This window comes from Streptomyces sp. NBC_01092 (assembly GCF_045039535.1).
Lineage (GTDB): Bacteria > Actinomycetota > Actinomycetes > Streptomycetales > Streptomycetaceae > Streptomyces.
Genome location: NZ_CP108659.1, coordinates 3,158,262 through 3,179,407, shown reverse-complemented (window position 1 = coordinate 3,179,407; position 21,146 = coordinate 3,158,262). Strand labels below are relative to the sequence as shown.

General features: G+C 70.0%; 15 protein-coding genes. 6 read left to right on the top strand and 9 right to left on the bottom strand.

The window, feature by feature from the left end; translation table 11 throughout:
* Positions 1-87 precede the first annotated feature (87 nt).
* Positions 88-1,752 carry a glycoside hydrolase family 13 protein gene (locus OG254_RS14215; protein WP_405594986.1) on the top strand — a complete coding sequence of 555 codons (1,665 nt, stop codon included), beginning with the start codon at positions 88-90 and terminating at the stop codon, positions 1,750-1,752.
* A gap of 235 nt (positions 1,753-1,987) precedes the next feature.
* Entirely contained in the window at positions 1,988-3,373 is a 1,386-nt protein-coding gene (locus OG254_RS14210) for an alpha-amylase family protein (RefSeq protein ID WP_405581398.1), read from the top strand.
* Between the two features lie 30 nt (positions 3,374-3,403).
* On the opposite strand, the gene OG254_RS14205 is transcribed toward OG254_RS14210, so the two are convergent.
* Entirely contained in the window at positions 3,404-3,727 is a 324-nt protein-coding gene (locus tag OG254_RS14205) for a hypothetical protein (protein ID WP_405581396.1), read from the bottom strand.
* Between the two features lie 210 nt (positions 3,728-3,937).
* Between OG254_RS14205 and pulA the strand changes: the two genes are divergently transcribed.
* The 3 genes from pulA (at position 3,938) to OG254_RS14190 (ending at position 11,485) form a co-directional block, all read left to right on the top strand.
* On the top strand, positions 3,938-9,352 hold the full coding sequence (pulA, locus tag OG254_RS14200; protein ID WP_405581393.1) for a pullulanase-type alpha-1,6-glucosidase: 5,415 nt from the start codon (positions 3,938-3,940) through the stop codon (positions 9,350-9,352).
* A gap of 71 nt (positions 9,353-9,423) precedes the next feature.
* The gene (locus OG254_RS14195; RefSeq protein WP_405581390.1) at positions 9,424-11,094 is read left to right on the top strand and encodes a SpoIIE family protein phosphatase; all 1,671 of its coding nucleotides are present in this window, start codon (positions 9,424-9,426) and stop codon (positions 11,092-11,094) included.
* A 28-nt stretch (positions 11,095-11,122) separates the two neighbouring features.
* Positions 11,123-11,485 (top strand): 5-carboxymethyl-2-hydroxymuconate Delta-isomerase, encoded by a 363-nt coding sequence (locus tag OG254_RS14190; RefSeq protein WP_405581388.1) that lies wholly within the window; start codon positions 11,123-11,125, stop codon positions 11,483-11,485.
* A gap of 7 nt (positions 11,486-11,492) precedes the next feature.
* On the opposite strand, the gene OG254_RS14185 is transcribed toward OG254_RS14190, so the two are convergent.
* The 5 genes from OG254_RS14185 to OG254_RS14165 all read right to left on the bottom strand — a co-directional run bounded on the left by OG254_RS14185 (position 11,493) and on the right by OG254_RS14165 (position 16,845).
* Complete coding sequence (locus OG254_RS14185; protein ID WP_405581385.1) at positions 11,493-12,182, bottom strand: TetR/AcrR family transcriptional regulator; 690 nt, start codon at positions 12,180-12,182, stop codon at positions 11,493-11,495.
* A gap of 56 nt (positions 12,183-12,238) precedes the next feature.
* Complete coding sequence (locus OG254_RS14180; protein WP_405581383.1) at positions 12,239-13,261, bottom strand: PDR/VanB family oxidoreductase; 1,023 nt, start codon at positions 13,259-13,261, stop codon at positions 12,239-12,241.
* The gene (locus tag OG254_RS14175; protein ID WP_405581381.1) at positions 13,261-14,157 is read right to left on the bottom strand and encodes a metal-dependent hydrolase; all 897 of its coding nucleotides are present in this window, start codon (positions 14,155-14,157) and stop codon (positions 13,261-13,263) included. The genes OG254_RS14180 and OG254_RS14175 overlap by 1 nt, the downstream gene beginning before the upstream one ends.
* A 93-nt stretch (positions 14,158-14,250) precedes the next feature.
* Complete coding sequence (locus OG254_RS14170) at positions 14,251-16,176, bottom strand: hypothetical protein (protein WP_405581379.1); 1,926 nt, start codon at positions 16,174-16,176, stop codon at positions 14,251-14,253.
* A 141-nt stretch (positions 16,177-16,317) separates the two neighbouring features.
* Entirely contained in the window at positions 16,318-16,845 is a 528-nt protein-coding gene (locus tag OG254_RS14165; protein WP_405581376.1) for a tetratricopeptide repeat protein, read from the bottom strand.
* 102 nt (positions 16,846-16,947) lie between these two features.
* On the opposite strand from OG254_RS14165, the gene OG254_RS14160 reads away from it, so the two are divergent.
* Entirely contained in the window at positions 16,948-17,379 is a 432-nt protein-coding gene (locus OG254_RS14160) for a hypothetical protein (RefSeq protein ID WP_405581373.1), read from the top strand.
* A gap of 68 nt (positions 17,380-17,447) precedes the next feature.
* On the opposite strand, the gene OG254_RS14155 is transcribed toward OG254_RS14160, so the two are convergent.
* From OG254_RS14155 to OG254_RS14145, 3 genes are all read right to left on the bottom strand, one after another.
* Complete coding sequence (locus tag OG254_RS14155; protein WP_405581370.1) at positions 17,448-19,007, bottom strand: DUF1996 domain-containing protein; 1,560 nt, start codon at positions 19,005-19,007, stop codon at positions 17,448-17,450.
* A gap of 201 nt (positions 19,008-19,208) precedes the next feature.
* Positions 19,209-19,862: a response regulator transcription factor gene (locus OG254_RS14150; protein ID WP_351198778.1), complete on the bottom strand. Its 654-nt coding sequence runs from the start codon at positions 19,860-19,862 to the stop codon at positions 19,209-19,211.
* Positions 19,847-21,112, bottom strand: a complete 1,266-nt coding sequence (locus OG254_RS14145; RefSeq protein WP_405581367.1) for a sensor histidine kinase — start codon at positions 21,110-21,112, stop codon at positions 19,847-19,849. Before OG254_RS14145 ends, OG254_RS14150 begins: the two co-directional genes overlap by 16 nt.
* Positions 21,113-21,146 lie beyond the last annotated feature (34 nt).

Genomic DNA, 21,146 nt, shown 5'->3' with positions numbered 1-21,146 from the left:
GTGTCCATCCGACCCCGCTGACCCCGCGGCCGCCTCGATGACCCTCTACGAACCCCACCGATGACTCCGTTACGCATCAAGGACGCCATGAGCCAGCACCCCACCGCACCGGCCTCCAACTCCGCCGTCGCCACCGTCGCCAAGCGCCGTGACTGGTGGAGGGACGCGGTGATCTACCAGGTCTATCCGCGCAGCTTCGCCGACAGCAACGGCGACGGCATGGGCGACCTGGAAGGCGTACGCTCCCGTCTCCCGTATCTGCGCGACCTCGGCGTCGACGCCGTGTGGCTCAGCCCCTTCTATGCCTCGCCGCAGGCCGACGCCGGCTACGACGTCGCCGACTACCGGGCCGTCGACCCGATGTTCGGCAACCTGCTCGACGCGGACGCGCTGATCCGCGACGCCCGCGAGCTGGGCCTCAGGATCATCGTCGACCTGGTCCCCAACCACTCCTCCGACCACCACGAGTGGTTCAAGCGGGCCATCGCCGAGGGGCCGGGTTCCCCGCTGCGCGACCGCTACCACTTCCGTCCCGGCAAGGGCGAGAACGGCGAACTGCCGCCCAACGACTGGGAGTCCATCTTCGGCGGACCCGCCTGGACGCGAGTCGCGGACGGGGAGTGGTATCTGCACCTCTTCGCGCCCGAGCAGCCCGACTTCAACTGGGACCACCCGGCGGTGGGCGACGAGTTCCGCTCGATTCTCCGCTTCTGGCTCGACATGGGCGTCGACGGCTTCCGTATCGACGTCGCCCACGGCCTGGTGAAGGCGGAGGGGCTGCCCGACCTCGGATCCCACGAACAGCTCAAGCTGCTGGGCAACGATGTCATGCCGTTCTTCGACCAGGACGGTGTGCACGAGATCTACCGGCAGTGGCGCACGATCCTCGACGAGTACTCGGGCGAGCGAATCTTCGTGGCCGAGGCGTGGACGCCGACCGTCGAGCGCACCGCGAACTACGTCCGCCCGGACGAGCTGCACCAGGCCTTCAACTTCCAGTACCTGTCGACGGACTGGGAGGCGGAGGAGCTGCGCAAGGTCGTCGACCGCACCCTGGAGGCCATGCGCCCGGTCGGCGCCCCCGCCACCTGGGTCCTCTCCAACCACGACGTCACCCGCCACGCCACCCGGTTCGCCAACCCGCCCGGCCTCGGCACCCAGATCCGCACCGCCGGGGACCGGGAACTGGGCCTGCGCCGCGCCCGTGCGGCCACCCTGCTGATGCTGGCGCTGCCCGGCTCGGCGTACATCTACCAGGGCGAGGAGCTGGGCCTCCCGGACGTCGTCGACCTGCCGGACGAGGTCCGCCAGGACCCGGCGTACTTCCGCGGCGCCGGGCAGGACGGCTTCCGCGACGGCTGCCGGGTGCCGATCCCGTGGACGCGCTCGGGATCGTCGTACGGCTTCGGCGCCGGCGGCAGCTGGCTGCCGCAGCCGGAGGGCTGGGGCGAGCTGAGCGTCGAGGCGCAGACCGGCGACGCCGACTCCACCCTGGAGCTGTACCGCTCCGCGCTCGCCCTGCGCCGCACGCAGCCCGACCTGGGCGCCGGCGACGCGGTGGAGTGGCTGAAGGCGCCCGAGGGTGTCGTCGCCTTCCGGCGCGGTGAGTTCGTGTGCGTCGCGAACACCGGCGGTGAGTCGGTGACGACGACGTCGTACGGCCGTCTTCTCCTCGCCAGCGGTGAGATCAGCGAGGCGGACGGCGAGGCGAAGGTGCCGGGCGACACCACGGTGTGGTGGACGACTGCCTGACAGACCGTCAAACAACAGGGCCGGGGCCCGCTGCCTTCTGAGGCAGCGGGCCCTGCTCGTACTTCCAGGTGTCAACTACTGGCGAGAGTGAGGGAGTTGAGGAGGGCGCGTCAAGGTTGCGGATGAAAGTACTTGCTATGACTTTCAACTCTCTTGCTGTAAACCTTTCGTGGCGGTACGGTCACGCCGGCGCCCGGCAACGACGCCTGGCCGTCATCGCAAGGAGTACACGCCTGTGATATCGAGATGGTCCGTCACCGCGACCGCGACCGCGCTCGCCGCCACGTCGTTGGCCCTCATGGCCCCCGGGACCACCGCGTCCGCCTCCCCGCCCGGCACCAAGGACGTCACCGCGGTGATGTTCGAGTGGAACTTCGCCTCGGTCGCCAAGGAGTGCACGAACACCCTCGGCCCCGCCGGCTACGGCTATGTCCAGGTCTCCCCGCCCGCCGAGCACATCCAGGGCGCACAGTGGTGGACCTCGTACCAGCCGGTCAGCTACAAGATCGCCGGACGTCTCGGTGACCGTACGGCCTTCCAGAACATGGTCAACACCTGTCACTCGGCCGGTGTGAAGGTCGTCGTCGACACCGTCATCAACCACATGTCGGCGGGCAGCGGCACCGGCACGGGCGGATCGTCGTATACCAAGTACAACTACCCGGGCCTGTACTCGTCCGCCGACTTCGACGACTGCACGAGCCAGATCAGCAACTACCAGGACCGCTGGAACGTCCAGCACTGCGAACTCGTCGGCCTCTCCGACCTGGACACCGGCGAGTCCTACGTGCGCGGCGCCATCGCCGGCTACATGAACGACCTGCTCTCGCTCGGCGTCGACGGCTTCCGCATCGACGCGGCCAAGCACATGGACGCCGCCGACCTGGCCAACATCAAGTCCCGGCTGACGAACCCTTCCGTCTACTGGAAGCAAGAGGCCATCTACGGCAGCGGAGAGGCCGTCCAGCCCACCGAGTACACGGGCAACGGGGATGTGCAGGAGTTCCGGTACGCCTACGACCTCAAGCGGGTCTTCAACAACGAGAACCTCGCCTATCTGAAGAACTACGGCGAGGGCTGGGGCTATATGAGCAGCGGCGTCTCCGGTGTCTTCGTGGACAACCACGACACCGAACGCAACGGCTCCACCCTGAACTACAAGGACAACGCCAACTACACGCTGGCCAACGTCTTCATGCTCGCCTACCCGTACGGCGCTCCGGACATCAACTCCGGCTACGTGTTCTCCGACACGGACGCCGGTCCCCCGGGCGGCGGCTCAGTGACCGCCTGTTGGCAGAACGGCTGGAAGTGCCAGCACGCCTGGCCGGAGATCAAGTCGATGGTCGCCTTCCGCAACGCCGCGCGCGGCGAGTCGGTCACCAACTGGTGGGACAACGGCGCCGACGCCATCGCCTTCGGGCGGGGGAGCAAGGGCTTCGTGGCCATCAACCACGAGTCGGGCTCGCTGAGCCGCACGTACCAGACGTCCCTCGCGGCGGGCACGTACTGCAACGTGCAGAACAACACGACGGTGACGGTGAACTCCAGCGGCCAGCTCACGGCCACGCTGGGCGCCAACACGGCCCTGGCGGTCTACTCCGGCAGGTCGAGCTGCTGAGCCGTCCCGCCCTCCGCACGGCCACCCCTGTCATTCCTGTACACACGGGCGCAGAGGTGGCCGTCCGAGTATCTCGATGTACATGATCCGGCCGTTCACGACGTCGAGAATCAGATCGCCCGACGAGGGCAACAGCGGCACACACCGATGGCCCGGGCCGTACGGCTGTCCGCCCGGATGATCCGACGTCCGGATGCTCTGGCAGAAGTCGTCCCCGCAGGCGCACTCGCCGACCATGCGGACGTCCCACACGCATATGGCCAGCTCGCGTTCGCCCTCCTCCTCCAGGAGCCGGACCAGCTCGTCGACGAGCTCCGGGAAGACCTCGCGAACGAGGGGCGGTTCCTGCTCCATGCGGGGACAGTAGGCAGGAGCTGCCGAGCTTGGCGACCGATTATGCGCGATGCGCGAGGTACATCTGCTGGCGCAGTCCAACTCGCCCTGCTGAGAACCCAGCTGAAACTTCTTACCGATGGTTTCAAGCCTCTTGCTGTAATCCTTACGGCGGCGATACGTTTCGCGCGGGGTCGGACCCACAGAGCCGTAATCGCTAGGAGCCCATCCGTGATATCGAGATGGTCATCGCCGTCGAGGCGGCGAACCGCCCATGTCGGACGGGTCGCTGCGGTCGCCGTGACCGCGCTGACCGCAGCACTCGTCCAGCCTCTCGCGGCGCGGGCCGACACCCCGCCCGCGCCCCCGTCCGACGCCAGGCTCGCCGCCGAGCCCGCCCGGCACGACGCCACCCGTGAGCAGTTCTACTTCGTCCTGCCGGACCGCTTCGCCAATGGCGACGCGAGCAACGACAAGGGCGGCCTGACCGGTTCGCGCCTGGCCACCGGCTACGACCCCACCGACAAGGGCTTCTACCAGGGCGGTGACCTCAAGGGCCTGACCAAGCGCCTGGACTACATCAAGGGCCTCGGCACCACCTCCATCTGGATGGCCCCGATCTTCAAGAACCAGCCCGTGCAGGGGACGGGGAGCAACGCCTCCGCCGCCTACCACGGCTACTGGATCACCGACTTCACCCAGGTCGACCCGCACTTCGGCACCAACAAGGACCTGCAGACCCTCATCTCCAAGGCCCACGCCAAGGGCATGAAGGTCTTCTTCGACGTCATCACCAACCACACGGCGGATGTCGTCGACTATGAGGAGAAGTCGTACGACTACCTCTCCAAGGGCGCCTTTCCGTATCTGACCAAGGACGGCAGGCCGTTCGACGACGTCGACTACGCGGACGGCAAGTCCGGGTTCCCGGCCGTCGACGCCGACTCCTTCCCGCGGACCCCGACCGTCCCCGCCGCGAAGAAGAACCTCAAGGTCCCGTCGTGGCTCAACGACCCGGCGATGTACCACAACCGCGGCGACTCGACCTTCGCCGGCGAGAGCTCCGCCCACGGCGACTTCTCCGGCCTCGACGACCTGTGGACCGAGCGCCCCGAGGTCGTCAGCGGCATGGAGCGGATCTACCAGCGCTGGGTCAGGGACTTCGACATCGACGGCTTCCGTATCGACACGGTGAAGCACGTCAACATGGAGTTCTGGACGCAGTGGGCCACGGCCCTCGACTCCTACGCGGCCAAGCGGGGCCGTGACGACTTCTTCATGTTCGGCGAGGTCTACTCCGCCGACACGTCGATCACATCGCCGTACGTCACCCAGGGCCGCCTCGACGCCACGCTCGACTTCCCCTTCCAGGAGGCGGCGCGGCAGTACGCCTCCCAGGGCGGCAGCGCGAAGAAGCTCGCGGGCGTCTTCGGCGACGACTACAAGTACACGACCGACAAGGCCAACGCCTACGAGCAGGTCACCTTCCTCGGCAACCACGACATGGGCCGCATCGGGTACTTCCTGAACCAGGACAACCCGAAGGCCACCGACGCCGAGCTGCTCAAGAAGGACGAGCTCGCAGGCGAGCTGATGTTCCTCAGCCGCGGCAACCCGGTCGTCTACTACGGCGACGAACAGGGCTTCACCGGCGCCGGCGGCGACAAGGACTCCCGCCAGACCCTGTTCGCCTCGAAGACCGCCGACTACCTCGACGACGACCAGATCGGCACCGACCGCACCCACGCGAGCGACGCCTACGACACGAGCGCACCGCTGTACCAGCAGATCAGCGCGCTCTCCAAGCTCCGCAAGGCCAACCCGGCCCTCGCCGACGGCGTCCAGACCGAGCGCTACGCGGCCGACGGCGCCGGCATCTACGCCTTCTCGCGCACCGACGCCAGGACGGGCACCGAGTACGTCGTCGCCTTCAACAACGCGGGCGAGGCGAAGACGGCGACCTTCGCGACCGGTTCGGCCGGCATGGCGTTCAAGGGGATCCACGGCAGCGACGCCTCCCTGAAGAGCGACGCCGACAAGAAGGTCACCGTCACCGTCCCCGCGGGTTCGGCGGTCGTCTACAAGGCGGCCGGGAAGCTCGCCGAGCCCGCCACCGAGCCGACGATCACCCTGAAGGCCCCGGCCACCGGCGCCACCGGCACGGTCGAGATCGGCGCCGATGTCGACGGCGGGCAGCTCAACCGGGTCGTCTTCGCCGCGCAGGTCGGAAACGGCAAGTGGAAGACCCTCGGCTCCGCCGACCACGCCCCGTACAAGGTCACCCAGGCCGTCGGCGCAGACGTACCGGCCGGAACGGCCCTGCGCTACAAGGCGGTCGTGATCGACTCGGCGGGCCGCACGGCGAGCGCGACGGCTGCCTCCACCACCGGCACCCCGCCCGCCCCGGAGACCCCCACGGCCTCCTCCCGCGACTACGCGATCGTCCACTACAAGCGCGCCGACGGCGACTACGCGAACTGGGGCCTGTACGCCTGGGGCGACCTCGCCGAGGGCGAGTCCACCCCCTGGCCGGACAGCCACCCCTTCGTCGGCCGCGACTCCTACGGCGCCTTCGCCTACGTCAAGCTGAAGCCCGGCGCCTCGGCGGTCGGCTACCTCGTCATCGACAAGGACGGCAACAAGGACGTCTCCGCCGACCGCACGATCGACGTCACCAAGACGGGCGAGATCTGGGTCGAGCAGGGCAAGGAGGCCGTCCGCACGGAGAAGCCGGCGGCCGACTACCCGGCCCCGGACAAGTCCAAGGCCGTCCTGCACTACCACCGCGCCGACGGGAACTACGACGGCTGGGGACTGCACACCTGGACGGGTGCCGCGAACCCCACCGAGTGGTCGAACCCCCTGAAGCCGGTCAAGACTGACAGTTATGGTGCGGTCTTCGAGGTACCGCTCACCGACGGTGCCACCAGTCTCAGCTACATCCTGCACAAGGGCGACGAGAAGGACCTGCCCGCCGACCAGTCCCTCGACCTCACGGCGAACGGCCACGAGGTGTGGCTGTTGAGCGGCCAGGAGAAGTACCTGCTCCCGCAGCCCGCCGGCTCCGCGGCCGCGCTCGACCTGACGACCTCCAAGGCCGTCTGGCTCGACCGGAACACGGTCGCCTGGAACGGCTCCGAGGCCGCCGCGTCCACCCAGCTCCTGTACAGCCGGGACGGCGACATCGCCGTGAAGGACGGCGCGCTGACCGGCGACGCCAAGTGGCTGCGGCTGTCGAAGAGCTCCCTCACCGACGCCCAGAAGGCGAAGTTCCCGCACCTCAAGGACTACACCGCGTGGTCCGTCGACCCGCGCGACCGCGACCGGGTCCGCGAGGCCCTGAACGGCCAGGTCGTCGCCTCCCAGCGCGCCGCCAACGGTGCCGTGCTCGCCGCGACCGGTGTGCAGATCGCCGGAGTGCTCGACGACCTCTACCCCGCGGCGACGAAGGCGGACCTCGGACCGACCTTCGACAAGGGCCGTCCGACCTTGTCCGTCTGGGCGCCCACGGCACAGTCGGTGAAGCTGGAGATCGGCGACTCCACCGTCGCCATGAAGCGCAGCGACAGCACGGGCGTCTGGTCCGTCACCGGCTCCAAGTCCTGGAAGAACAAGCCGTACCGGTACGTCGTGAAGGTCTGGGCGCCCAGCGTCCGCAAGGTCGTCACCAACAAGGTCACCGACCCCTACTCGGTCGCCCTCACCGCGAACTCCGAGCGCAGCCTCCTCGTCGACCTGGACGACCGGACCCTGGCGCCGAGCGGCTGGTTCACCTACACCAAGCCCAAGGCGGTGCCGCTGAAGAACGCGCAGATCCAGGAGCTGCACGTCCGGGACTTCTCGGTGGCGGACAAGACCGTGGCCGCGAAGGACAAGGGCACCTACCTCGCCTTCACCGACAAGCTCAGCGACGGCTCCAAGCACCTGAAGAAGCTGGCCGAGGCGGGCACGTCGTACGTCCATCTGCTGCCGGCCTTCGACATCGCCACCATCCCCGAGAAGAAGTCCGACCAGGCGAGCCCCGACTGCGACCTCGCCTCCTTCCCGGCCGACTCCGACAAGCAGCAGGAGTGCGTGGCGAAGACCGCCGCGAAGGACGCCTACAACTGGGGCTACGACCCGTACCACTACACCGTCCCGGAGGGCTCGTACGCCTCCGACCCCGACGGCACCGCGCGTACCGTCGAGTTCCGCCGGATGGTCAAGGCGCTGAACGAGGACGGCCTGCGCGTCGTCATGGACGTCGTCTACAACCACACCGCGGCGAGCGGCCAGGCGGACACCAGCGTCCTCGACCGGATCGTGCCCGGCTACTACCAGCGGCTCCTTCCCGACGGCTCGGTCGCCAACAGCACCTGCTGTGCCAACACCGCCACCGAGAACGCCATGATGGGCAAGCTGGTCGTCGACTCGATCGTCACCTGGGCCAAGAAGTACAAGGTCGACGGCTTCCGCTTCGACCTCATGGGCCACCACCCGAAGGCCAACATCCTGGCGGTCAGGAAGGCCCTCGACGGGCTGACCCTCGCCAAGGACGGCGTCGACGGCAAGAAGATCATCCTGTACGGCGAGGGCTGGAACTTCGGCGAGGTCGCCGACGACGCCCGGTTCGTCCAGGCCACGCAGAAGAACATGGCCGGCACCGGCATCGCGACCTTCTCCGACCGCGCCCGTGACGCGGTGCGCGGCGGCGGCCCCTTCGACGAGGACCCGGGCGTCCAGGGCTTCGCGTCCGGGCTGTACACCGAGCCCAACTCGTCGAAGAACAACGGCACCGAGGCGGAGCAGAAGGCGCGCCTGCTGCACTACCAGGACCTGATCAAGGTCGGCCTGTCCGGCAACCTCGCCGAGTACCGCTTCACCGACACGGCGGGCAAGGACGTCAAGGGCTCCGAGGTCGACTACAACGGCGCACCCGCCGGCTACGCGGCCGCCCCAGGCGACGCCCTCGCCTACGCGGACGCGCACGACAACGAGTCGCTGTTCGACGCCCTCGCCTTCAAGCTGCCCGCCACGACGAGCGCGGCCGACCGCGCCCGGATGCAGGTCCTCGCCATGGCCACGGCGACCCTGTCGCAGGGCCCGGCGCTGTCCCAGGCCGGCACCGACCTGCTGCGCTCGAAGTCCCTCGACCGCAACTCCTACGACAGCGGCGACTGGTTCAACGCCATCCACTGGAACTGCGCCGACGGCAACGGCTTCGGGCGGGGGCTGCCGATGGCGGCCGACAACCAGTCCAAGTGGCCGTACGCCAAGCCCCTGTTGAGCGGCATCAAGGTCGGCTGCGAGCAGATCGAGGGCTCCTCGACGGCGTACCGCGACCTGCTGCGGATCCGTTCGACGGAGAGCGCCTTCTCCCTCGGCACGGCCGAGCAGGTGCAGTCGAAGCTGTCCTTCCCGGTGTCCGGCAAGGACGAGACGCCCGGCGTGATCACCATGCGGCTCGGTGACCTCGTCGTCGTCTTCAACGCCACGCCCGACCGGCAGGAGCAGCGGATCGCCTCGCTCGCCGGCGACGGGTACCGGCTGCATCCGGTGCAGGCCTCGGGCGCGGATCCTATCGTCAAGTCCGCTTCCTACGACGAGGAAACGGGCACGTTCGCCATTCCGGGGCGTACGGTCGCGGTCTTCACCCGAGCCCTCTGATACGGCACTAACTTGAGTGGGGCGGCCCGGTCACGGGTCGCCCCCTCACGCGTATCCAAGGGCTGCTTACGATGAAAAATGACGTCAAGCAGTGGGGCGCGACCGTGATGGTCGTCGACGACGTCCCGACCAACCGCTACGCCATGGGCGCCGTGCTGCGCCGCGCGGGCCATCACGTCGTGCCGGTCGCGAGCGCGGGCGAGGCACTGAGTGAACTCGACGTACGGCTGCGGGCGGGCGCCCTGCCCGACGTGGCCCTCGTCGACGTCGGGCTGCCGGACATGAGCGGCTACGAACTGTGCCGCCGGGTCAAGTCCCGGCCGTCCACGGCCGCGCTGCCCGTCGTCCACTTCTCCGCGACGGCCGTGGACGCGAAGGACCGGTGCCGGGGACTCGACGCGGGCGCCGACGCCTACCTGACCGTGCCGGCCGAACCGAGGGAGATCCAGGCCGTCGTGCAGGCGGCGGTCCGCAGGGCGCGCGGGCGCACCGCCGCCGAGGCGCTCGCCGACCGGCTGACGCTGCTGTCCGAGACCATCGTCGCCGTGCAGACGGCGCGCTGCCTGGAGGAGCTGGCCGACGCGGCAGCCGCGGGCGCGGCCCGGCTGACCGGGACACCGGCGGTCGTCTTCGTGATCGGCCCGGACGGCGAAGCCCACCACGGCACATCGCGCAGTCGGCTCGCCCTGTCCGACGCGGGCCCGCACCAGGCCGCGGCCCGGCTGATCACGCGCATCGCAGGCCGACAGGCGGGCGTGCACAGCACCGTCGTCCCGGCGCCCCTGTGGCCGACGGGCCTCTTCAGGCCCGGCGCCCGGGACGACGCCCACTTGGTGCTGGCGTCGGCCAAGGAGGGCCGAGCCCGGGTATGTCTGGCAATACCGGCAGGTACAGCGCCCCTCAGGAGCAGGGGCGCGACCAGCCACGACGAGCCCGTGGACGGCCGGCGGCACAACGCGGCACTGCCCGACGCGGCACTCCCCGTGGAACGCCTCGCCCAGGCCACCGCGCTCGCCGCCGAGCCGCTGCTCATGTACCAGGCGGAGCGGCACATCGCCCTCACGCTTCAGCACAGCTTCCTGCCCCAGCCGCACCGGCTGCCCCATCTGCCCGGCGTCGAGCTCGTCGTGCGGTACGTCCCCGCCTCCCGGCAGACCGAGATCGGCGGGGACTTCTACGCCGCCCTGCGCACCCGGGACGGGGTGCTCACCGCGGTCGGGGACGTCGTCGGGCACTCGCTGGACGCGGCCACCGTCATGGTCGAGATCCGCCACGCGCTGCGCGCCTACTGCGTCGAGGAGAGCGACCCGCGCGCACTGGCCGAACGGCTCGACCGGATGCTGCTGCACTACCACCCCGAGGTCACCGCCACGGTCTGCCTGGCCCTGGTCGACCCCGGCACCGGGCTGGCCCGGATCGCCAACGCGGGGCACATTCCGCCGGTGCTCGTGCGGGGGGACGGCAAGGCAGAGTACGTCCCGGTGGACGGCCCGCTGCTCGGGCTCGCCCTCGACCGGCCCGAGCCGAGCGAGCTGGTCCTGACCCGGCGCGACCGCCTGCTGATGGTCACCGACGGTCTCATCGAGACCCGCGGCATCGACCTCGCCACCTCCATGGAGCAGCTGCGCACGGCCGCCGGCGACGCCCCGGCCGGCCTCGACGCGCTGTGCGACACCCTGCTGGGCTGCTTCGGGCACGACCGGGAGGACGACATCGCGATGCTGGCGCTGCGGTTAGGGTGAGCGCTGCCGTCGTAGAACAGGAGTGCTCATGCCGCAGATCACCGTCGACTACTCCCACACGCTGGGTTCCGCCATCGACCGGGAGGGTTTCGCGCGGGCGCTGCACACCGCGACGGTCGAGATCGCGGCGGCGAGGCCCGAGGCGTGCAAGACGCAGTTCCGCCGGAGCGAGTACACCGCGTTCGGCTACGAGGACCCCGAGGACCAGCTGCACGCCATCGTGCACGTCACGATCGGGCTGCTCGCCGGCCGCACCGACGAGACCAAGGCGAAGCTGACCGAGACCGTACTGGAGTTGCTGAAGAAGCACGTGGAGGACGACGGGCTCGTCCTGCACGCCTCCGCGGAGGTGCGTGAACTCGACGCGTCGTACCGGAAGTTCGAGCGCTAGCGGGTCCTCACGACGCCAGCGCGATCAGCCGGGCGACCAGGTCGGCGAACGGCCCGTCGGCCGGCTCCTCCTTCAGCATGCCGCGCAGCAGCATGCCCATCTCCTCGTCCTGGGCGGCGCTCACGGCGGCCAGCGCGGCGAAGTCGTGCACGAGCTGGACCTCCAGCTCGCCGCGCGGGATGCGCCGGCCGTCCAGCCAGATCAGCGCCGTCGACTCGGCGAGCGAGATCCAGGAGCGGACGACCAGTTCCAGGCGCGCGGGCGGATTCTCCACGCCCAGATGCGAAACGATTTGGACATAAGCGGCCTGCCGCACGGAGTCGATCAGTGCGTTCGTCGCCGTGGAGCCGACGGCCGGGCCGCCGCGCATCAGCGCCGAGAAACCGGGGCCGTGGTCGTCGACGAAGTCGAAGAACCGCCGCATCACCCGCAGCAGCCGCGCCCCCAGCGGCCCCTCGTGCGGTTCGACGAACAGGCCCGCGAGTTCCTCCGACGCTCGCTTCAACGCGGCTTCGTACAGGCTGAGTTTGCCGGGGAAGTAGTGGTAGACCAGCGGCCGTGAGATGCCCGCGGCCGCGGCTATCTCGTCGATGGAGACATCGTCGGGCGAGCGCTGGCTGAACAGGTCGAGGGCGACGCCGATCAACTGCTGCCGTCGCTCCTCGACTCCCATTCTTCGCCGTACCCCGGTAGTCATGCGAACACCTTACCGATCGATTCCGGCCCCGAACGGACCGGACCGACCATGGGCGTTCACATGTCGAGTACGAGTCGATCACCGCGCGCCCGCGACACACAGATCAGCATCGAGTCGCCGCGCTCCGCGTCGGTCAGCAGCTCGTCCCGGTGGTCCACCTCGCCCGCCAGCACCCGCTGTTGGCAGGTCCCGCAGAAGCCCTGCTCGCAGGAGTACGCCGTGTTCGGCAACTCGGCGCGTACGGCGGCCAGTACGGTCGAGTCGGCGGGCACGGTCAACGTCCGCCCACTGCGCCGGAGTTCGACCTCGAAGGCACCGCCGGTCGAGATACGGGGCGTGAACCGCTCCAGCAGCACCCGCGGGAACCGCTCCTGCACCGCGGCCATCAGCCCTTCCGGCCCACAGCAGTAGACGGCGGCCTCCTCGGGCACGTCCGCGAGGAGCGCGTCGAGGTCGGGCACCCCTTCCGCGACCGTCACCCGGTCCGCGCCCAGCTTCTCGACCTCCTCCAGGAACGGCATCGAGGCGCGGTCGCGTCCGCAGTACAGCAGCCGCCACTCGACGCCGTCCGGCAGCGCCCGCAGCATCGGCAGGACGGGCGTGATCCCGATGCCGCCGGCGACGAAGACGTAACGCCCGGCCCCGACGAGCGGGAAACGGTTCCGCGGCCCCCGCACCTCCAGCTCCATGCCTTCGCGGACCTGCTCGTGCACCTCGCGCGAGCCGCCCCGCCCGTCCGGGACCAGCCTGGTCGCGACGGTGTACGACGAGGCGTCCTCCGGGTCGCCGCACAGCGAGTACTGCCGCACAAGACCCGATGGCAGCACCAGGTCGAGATGCGCACCGGGCTCCCAGCGCGGCAGGTCGTGCCCTTCGAGGCGCAGTTGTACGACCCCCTCGGCGACCTCCTTGCGCGCGGCCACCAGCACCCGCAGCGCCCGCGAGCGCGGCCGCCCGGAGATCGGCTCCTCCAGGGCGGGCATCGGCCACAGCGGCGAGGTCCGGATGCGGCGCCGCATCGCCCGCCGGACGAGCAGGGCGGTCCCGGCGACGACGGCCACGGTGCGCAGCTTCGGCATCAGGCGGCACCCTTCGCGGACTTCTCGGCTGCCTCGGCGGCCAGCGCGGCGGGGGAGGAGGCCAGGTAGGCGACGGCCTGCTCGGTGGAACCCTCCTGCGAGGGGTGATACGCACGGCTCAGATACGTCGGGATCGACCTGAGCATGTCCCCGGTGGTGGGGAGCGTGCCGCGCCTGCCCCGGACGTAGAAGTCCTTGAACGAGGCGCGGCCGTCGATGAGCGTCGGGTCGTTCTCCATGAAGAACCGCGCCCCGCGCTGCCACAGGAACACCAGGGCCGTGAACGCGGCGGCCCAGGTGCGCAGCCGCCGCCGGTAGCCGCCGTCGACGTGCATGAACAGGTCGAACGCGACCGACCGGTGCTCGACCTCCTCGGCGCCGTGCCAGCGCAGCAGGTCCAGCATGGTCGGGTCGGCGCCGCGGCGGTCCAGCTCCTCGGCGTTGAGCACCCAGTCGCCGAGGAAGGCGGTGTAGTGCTCGATGGCCGCGATCAGCGCCACACGCTCCATCAGCCACCAGCGGCGGGCCCGGCCCGGCGGCAGCGTGCGGTCGCCCAGCAGCTTCTCGAAGAACCAGTCGACCTGAGCGGTGTACGGCGTCGGGTCGAGCCCCTGCTCACGCAGATGCGGCAGCACCTCGTCGTGGGCCTGCGAGTGCATCGCCTCCTGCCCGATGAACCCGAGCACGTCCTCGCGCAGTTGCTCGTCCCGTATGTACGGCAGCACCTGCTTGTAGACATGCACGAACCACCGCTCACCGGCCGGCAGGAGCAGATGCAGCACGTTGATGGTGTGCGTGCTGAACGGGTCCCCCGGCACCCAGTGCAACGGGGTGTCGTCCCAGGAGAAGGACACCTTGCGGGCCTTGAGGGGCACGCGGTCCTGCGTGTTAGACATGGCGTCAATGTACTGACGGGTAGGGCCGTGGTGAACCCTTGTGCGTGCCCTTATTTACATTTCTGTCAGTAGGGGGACCGGGGGCTCAGGGCCTCACTGAAGCCCGTTGATGACGCGGCCGCTCTCCAGCGTGGCCTTCAGCTCGGCCTGGGCGCCCTGCTTCGCCTGCGCGGTCAGCAGGTGGTTCCGGGAGGTGCCGTGGACGCCGCCGGTCGCCGTGATCGACTCCGTGTCGTTCGTGCCGGCCGCCAGCAGATACCAGCCGCCCGCCTTCGCCTTCCACAGCACCCCGGCCAGCACGTGCGGGTCGCGCGCCCCGCACGCCGGTACGTTCTGCGCCTTCGCCGCCAGCGCCCCGAGCGCCGTGCCCGGCGTGCGGAACTGCGCCAGCACCCGCTCGCCGCCACCCCGCCAGGTCTCGGCGCGGGTGCACACCCAGTCCGCCGCACCGGTGCCGTCGGGCAGCGGCTGCTGGGCGAACGACCAGGCGTTCACCGACCGCACGCCCGCCGAGCGCATCGCGCCGAGCCAGCAGGAGTACGGCGCCCAGGTGTGCAGCGCCCGCGCCCCGGTCACGTCCCCGGTCGCCCCGGGACGGCCCGAAGTGAGCCGGGCCGGCACCAGTTCGGCGAGGTCGGTCACCAGACGCGTACCCGTGCTGTCGGCCAGCTGAAGGACGTTCCACGACGAGCACGCGCCGGTCTGCTGGGTGATCGGACTCGCCATCGGTGAGGTCACCCCCGCCTGCACACCGAGTTCCATCGCCCCGGCACCCGGCTTCAGCAGATCCCGCTCGGCCGCCTCCTTCACCCAGGGCGCCAGCAGATAGCGCACATTGCCGTCGGCCCGGCTCAGCACCACCGCGCTCGCCTCCGCCCGGCCCGCGCCGTCGACCCGGGAGAAGTCCAGGGCGGCGCCGGCCGTGCCGTCCGTCGGCTCGGCGTAGCGCGCGATGCGCAGACCGTCGTAGAGGAGCACCACGCGTGCGGTGTCGACGGTCCCCGCGTACAGCAGCTGCGGTGCGCCGGGCGGGCCGCCCCCCGGGGTGCCGGGCGTCGCCGAGACCGTGACCGTCTCGCCGGGGCGGGCCCACACGGCGAGGGCGCGGCGCAGCAGGGCCGAGTCGCCGGTGAGCTCGCCGCGCGCCGGCCACACGGAGAAGTCGGTGCGGGCGGAGGACTGCCAGGCCAGCGCGGGGACCTTCGTCAACTGGGCCGGGTCGAGGGCGGCCTCGGCCGCCGGGTTCTGCGCGTACGAAGGGGCGGCGGGACCGTCGGGGGCCCAGCCCTCGCCGGGCAGTCCGAGCAGCGCCCCGCACACCAGGAGGGCGGCCCCGGCGACGAGCGCGGCCCGCAGATGCTGCCTGCGCCGCATCAGATCGGTGGGCCTGGCCTGGAGCGAGCAGGGGTCGAACTCGGGGGAGTCGAGCAGCGCGTACTGCCCCGGTACGGCGTCGGCCTCCTCCAGCGCGTCGTCCACGTCCTCGACGCCGGCCGCCGTCAGCGCCTCGCGTACGTCGCCGTCCGGGAGCTTCTCCAGACCGCGCAGGACGTAGGCCGCCCGCGCCGGGCCGGACAGTGCCGACAGCCGCTGGTCCAGGGCGAGTTCGTCGGCGCCGCCCGACCGGGGGAAGAGGCGCAGGCCCCAGACCTGGGGCAGCAGGGGCGGCAGTTGGGAGCTCCTGGGCCAGGCCACGCGCTTGAGCGGCCGGCCCGCCTCCAGCGCCGTACGCAGGACACGCAGCCGCAGGAAGGCGTACCCGGGGTCGCTGTCCCGGCCGGTGGCCTGGGCCGGGATCACGGGCGTGGACGCCGCCCGGCCGCGGGGCAGTGCGCGCTGGGTGAGGGAGTGCGCGGTCACCACGCGCCGGTTGCGGCCGAGGCTTGGCGGCAGCACCAGGTAGGCGAGCCGGACGAGACGCGGGTAGTGCTCGACGAGCGCGGCCTCGGCCCGCTCGACGTCGACGACCGGGTCGGCCGATTCGGGTGCGGGGCGCGGGGCGACATCCTGTGACTGCACGTTCAGCAGAACGAGCGAATGGACGGTAGGTCACAGCGCGCGGTTCGTCGGCGCCCCTTCAGGGGCGCGGGGCTGTATCGATGTGCGGCTACCGCCGCGTGGGCGCGATCGACCACGGCGGACCCGCAGACGCCCGACGGCCTACCGCGGCACATCCTGAGGCGCACAGAGCTCACGGGCGTAATTGGCCATGGAGCGCTGATATCGCGGCAAATGCGCGGCAAGCGCACCCAGCACCAGAGCCAGCCCCTCCCGGTCCCGCCCGAGGCTCGACAGGCACAGCGCCAGGGTCGCCCGTACCGCGTCGTCCAGCTCGTCGGACGGCGCGTCCAGCTCGGGCGTCAGCAGCTTGACGCCCTCCTCCGCCTGGCCGATGTTCCGCAGCGAGCTGGACAGCTGGATCTTGGCCCGCCGCCCCTTGTAGCCGCTCAGCCCCCGTGCGAGGGCCTCCCGGTACAGCGGCGCCGCCTTGTCCGAGTGACCCGTGGAGTCCCAGGCGCACGCCTGCTCGAACAGCCCGAGCGGGCTGTCGTCGGGCAGTTCGGCGACGAGGGCGTCGACCACGGCGCGGAAGTCGGCCGCCTCCGCCTCGGCGTAGGAGTCGAAGGTCGCCCATGCCGCGGTCACGCGGTCTTCCCAGTCCTGGTTCACCGGCCCACACTCGCACACCTGTGCCTGTGAGAGTCTCCATTTGAGCGCATCGCACGCCACAGCCGTATGGGGGAGGAGGGCTCCTGCCGGGGCTCTGTGCGGCATGGACCGGAGGAACAGATGACATTGACCCGACCGATGCTCGCGCTGACCGGCGCGGTGGCGGTGCTCGCGCTGGCCGGATGTGGCGCCGGCGGCGACAAGGCGGCCGACATGCCCGAGACGGCGACCGGCAGCCTGGAGCATCTGGCATCCATGGCCAAGTGCGACCCGAACATGCAGACCGACGCCGACGAGATCCGTCAGGCCATCTGCAAGACCGGCAAGGACAAGTACGTCCTCGCCACCTTCGCCACCGACCGCGGCCAGGCCGAGTGGCTGAGCGGCGCGAAGGACTACGGCGGCTACTACCTGGTCGGCCGCAAATGGGTCGCCGTCGGCCAGGAGAAGACGGTCACCGCGCTCCAGAGCAAGCTGGGCGGAACCATGGAAGAAGGCTCCGCGCACATGAATCCCGGAGGCAGCCACAACAAGGGCGGCCACCACAGCTGATCGTGAACCGCGCACAAAAGAAAGCCGGCGGTGGGAATTCCCACCGCCGGCTTCCTACTGGGTGAGGACTACTGGCAGTCCTCGCCGCTGTTGATGCACTGGACCATCTCGTTCATCGTGTTCTCGTCGAAGAAGTTGATGAAGTCGTTGTGGTCGGTGATGGCCTTGTGCAGCTGGTCCGGGAAGGAGTCGACCGCGAAGGCGTTCTGGACCTGTCCGTCCTGGATCTGCGGAGCCTGGACGTCGTAGACCAGGCGGACCTGGAGCTGGGGGATCGCCTGGAAACCGTTGGCGCAGGTGCCGTCGCCCTGGACGAACGCCACGTGCGTACGGTGGTTGGCGCTGTCGATGTTCTGACCGTCCCAGCAGCTCTGGAAGTTCGACGTCCGCACCACGGAGCTGCCCTCGGGGCAGATCGGGAGCTTGTCGTGCAGCTGGACCTGGTCCTCGAAGCCCGTGCAGCTCCAGTTGGCGTTGGCGTTGTTGTTGCCGTTCACGAAGGACTTGGCGTCACCGGTGATGATGCGCAGAGCCTGCGGCATGGCGACGACATCGCTCGTCTTGTTGCCGACGAACTTCAGCTGTGCCTCGCTGGCCTGGACGATCGTGCCGACGTTGCCGTCCTGACCGCCACCGGGGGCGTTGGCGTCGATGTCGTTCTGACCGTCCTGCACGCGCAGCACCGGCCAGAAGTACGACGACGCGTCACCCTGGTTCTGGCAGGTGGTGTCGCCGTTCGCCAGGTCCTGGTCGCTCGCGAAAGCGTTGTTGGCCTGGTTGCCGACGTAGTCGTGCTGGTGCTGCGCACCGTTGCTGACACCGGGAGCGACGATCACGTTGTCCGAGTTGCGGTTCTCGTTCTCGTTGGTGCCGCATTCCGTGGTGAAGCTACCGGTCGAACCGCTGTCCCCGTTCGCGGGGAGGCCGTTCGCGCCGACGCCCAGCTGTGCGTTGGCCTGGACCTGTGTGATGTCCACGAAGTCGTCCGCCGACGGACCGTTGCCGGCCTGCCCGCCGTTGCCGCCCTGGTCCTGTCCGCCGCCGTCCTGGCCGCCCTGGTCCTGACCGTCGTTGTTCTGGTCCTGACCGTCCTGGTTCTGGTCCTGGCCGTCCTGGTTCTGGTCGCCGTCCTGCTGGCCGTCGTTGGTCTCGGGCTGCTCGGCCGGGACACCCTGGCACTGGGCGAGCTGGTCGAGGTTCTGCGGTCGCTGCCCGCCGGCCCGGTTGATGTTGATGCCGATCCGGTCGAGCGTGGCCACACGCTTGGACTTCAGCGGGCTCAGAATGGCGTTGCTGACGTAGTTGGCGTCCCCCGCCTGGGCCTGCCGCGTCTCGGCGAGACGCTTGTAGGCATCCGTGACCTGCCTGTCCAGCAGCGCCAGCTCCTTGGCGACACCCCTGCGCGCGCTCCTCGGCACCTTCGTCAGCTGCTGGCCGACATCAGGGCAGTTGATCGTCGCGACCCGGGCGTTCGCGGACTTCGTCTGGTTCCACCCAGAGTTGTCCTCGTGCGCCGAAGCATAGAAGTTGGCCCATACAAGCCCGCCCCCACCGAGCGCTAGGGCCGCCGATGCGGCTATGGCCTTGGTGGCCAGCGGCGTACGGCGTTTTCGAATGTTGCGTCCCATGGAACTCCTCTGACTTCCTTTTTCGGGGCATCGAGGCGCCCGACAGGAGTGAAGCGGCTCCCTTTCATACGCAGGGGGCCCCAGAGGTGTTCAGCCGCCCCGGAAATTGTTGAGAGATTCGTGAGAACCTGTGTGCTCAACAGCCCCCAAAACACCAGGAGTTGTTGATCCCGCACGGCGGGTGAATAGAGGCGTCCGGTTTTACCGGCCGTGGTCGAGATACGCGAGAACCGCCAGCACGCGACGGTTGTCGTCGTCCGACACCTCCAGGCCCAGTTTGGCGAAGATGTTGGCCGTATGTTTGGCGATGGCCCGTTCCGTGACGACGAGGCGTTCGGCGATCGCCGCGTTCGACCGCCCCTGCGCCATCAGCTCCAGCACCTCCGTCTCGCGGGGCGTGAGCCGGGCCAGCGGCTGGTCGTCGGCCGCGCGCCGGCTCAGCAGCTGCTGGATCACCTGCGGGTCCATCGCGGTCCCGCCCGCCGCGACCCGCCGTACGGAGTCCACGAACTGGTCCGCGTCGAAGACCCGGTCCTTCAGCAGATACCCGACCCCGCCGCTGCCGTCGGCGAGCAACTCCCGCGCGTACAGCTGCTCCACGTGCTGCGAGAGCACCAGCACCGGCAGCCCGGGCTTCCTGCGCCGGGCCTCCAGCGCGCACTGCAGGCCCTCGTCGGTGTGGGTCGGCGGCAGGCGTACGTCGACGACGGCGACGTCCGGGTCCAGCTCGGCCAGCGCGCGGGACAGCTCGGGGCCGGTCTCGACGGCCGCCGCGATCTCGAAGTCGTAGGCCTGAAGGAGCCGGACGAGCCCGTCGCGCAGCAGGAACAGGTCTTCGGCTAGGACAACGCGCAAGGAATCTCCATGGTGACCATGGTGGGGCCGCCCGCGGGCGAGCTGACGGCCAGGACGCCGTCGAATGTACCCAGTCGCCGCTCGATCCCGGCCAGTCCCGAGCCGGCTCCGATCACCGCGCCGCCCCGGCCGTTGTCGGTGACGGTGATCCGCAGCATGCCGTTCGTGTGGTGCAGGTCGATCCAGATCCGGTCGGCGCCCGCGTGCTTGACGGCGTTGGTGAGCACCTCGCTGACCGCGAAGTACGCCGCCGACTCCACGGGCGCCTCGGCCCGCCCGGTCAGCTCCACGGTCACCTCGGTCGTCACCGGCAGCCGCAGCGCCAACGCCCTTACGGCGTCGCCCAGTCCGCGCTCGGCGAGGACGGGCGGGTGGATGCCGCGCACCAGGTCGCGCAGTTCCGAGAGCGCGTCGGCGGAGGAGCGGCGGGCCTGCGCCACGAGCTGCTTGGCCTTCGCCGGGTCCTTGTCGAGCAGCATCTCGATCGTGCCGAGGTCCATGCCCATCGCCACCAGCCGCGCCTGCGCCCCGTCGTGCAGATCCCGCTCGATACGGCGCAGTTCGGCGGCCGAGGTGTCCACGGCGTCCCTCCGTGTCTCCGTCAACACCCGCACCCGCTCGGCCAGTTCACCCTGGTTGGAGCCGAGGACGGCCCCGGTCAGCCGGAAGTGGGCCTGGAGGAGGGGTGTGGTGAGGAAGTGCGCGAAGAAGAGGATGACGAGGCCCAGGGCACCGGCGCCGAGTGCGGAGGCCTGCCCGGTGACGGGTACGAAGCCGTACCAGTACCCGTCGGGCAGGACCCGCCACAGCCCCGCCGCGATCGCGAACCCCTCCAGCGGATAGAAGAGCAGCACCGCCGGCAGCAGCGCGGTGATGAACCCCGCCGTCATGTCGACGGGCAGCCACAGCAGGTCCCGCCAGGTCGCCGGGTCGCGCAGCATCCCGAAGGTGCGTGTCCACGGATTGGCGCTCTTCGGCAACGGCCGGTAGGCGGGCGGGATCCGCACCCCGCCCCACTCGGCCGCGAGGACCCGCCGCCAGTCGGCGAACGTCCGCACCCCCGTCAACACCCACGGCGTCGTGACGATGCCGACGCCGATCGGTATGAGCGCGAGGGACACGAGGGAGAGGACGAAGCAGAGGACGGCCCCCGGCAGGGAGATCAGAGCCAACGCCAACCCCCGTACGGCCGCCAGACCCATGCCCCGCGCCCTCGTCCGCCCGCCGTCGCTCTTCGTGTCGATACTCATGGCGTCAGTCTGGCCGAGGGCGGGAGGAGAGGTC

Excerpts from the sequence above, each read along its gene's own strand:
- OG254_RS14190 (WP_405581388.1), top strand. The coding sequence starts at position 11,123 with ATGCCGCAGATCACCGTCGACTACTCCCACACGCTGGGTTCCGCCATC.
- OG254_RS14145 (WP_405581367.1), bottom strand. The coding sequence starts at position 21,112 with ATGAGTATCGACACGAAGAGCGACGGCGGGCGGACGAGGGCGCGGGGC.
- OG254_RS14175 (WP_405581381.1), bottom strand. The coding sequence starts at position 14,157 with ATGTCTAACACGCAGGACCGCGTGCCCCTCAAGGCCCGCAAGGTGTCC.
- OG254_RS14205 (WP_405581396.1), bottom strand. The coding sequence starts at position 3,727 with ATGGAGCAGGAACCGCCCCTCGTTCGCGAGGTCTTCCCGGAGCTCGTC.
- OG254_RS14155 (WP_405581370.1), bottom strand. The coding sequence starts at position 19,007 with ATGGGACGCAACATTCGAAAACGCCGTACGCCGCTGGCCACCAAGGCC.
- OG254_RS14195 (WP_405581390.1), top strand. The coding sequence starts at position 9,424 with ATGAAAAATGACGTCAAGCAGTGGGGCGCGACCGTGATGGTCGTCGAC.
- OG254_RS14185 (WP_405581385.1), bottom strand. The coding sequence starts at position 12,182 with ATGACTACCGGGGTACGGCGAAGAATGGGAGTCGAGGAGCGACGGCAG.
- OG254_RS14180 (WP_405581383.1), bottom strand. The coding sequence starts at position 13,261 with ATGCCGAAGCTGCGCACCGTGGCCGTCGTCGCCGGGACCGCCCTGCTC.
- OG254_RS14160 (WP_405581373.1), top strand. The coding sequence starts at position 16,948 with ATGACATTGACCCGACCGATGCTCGCGCTGACCGGCGCGGTGGCGGTG.
- OG254_RS14215 (WP_405594986.1), top strand. The coding sequence starts at position 88 with ATGAGCCAGCACCCCACCGCACCGGCCTCCAACTCCGCCGTCGCCACC.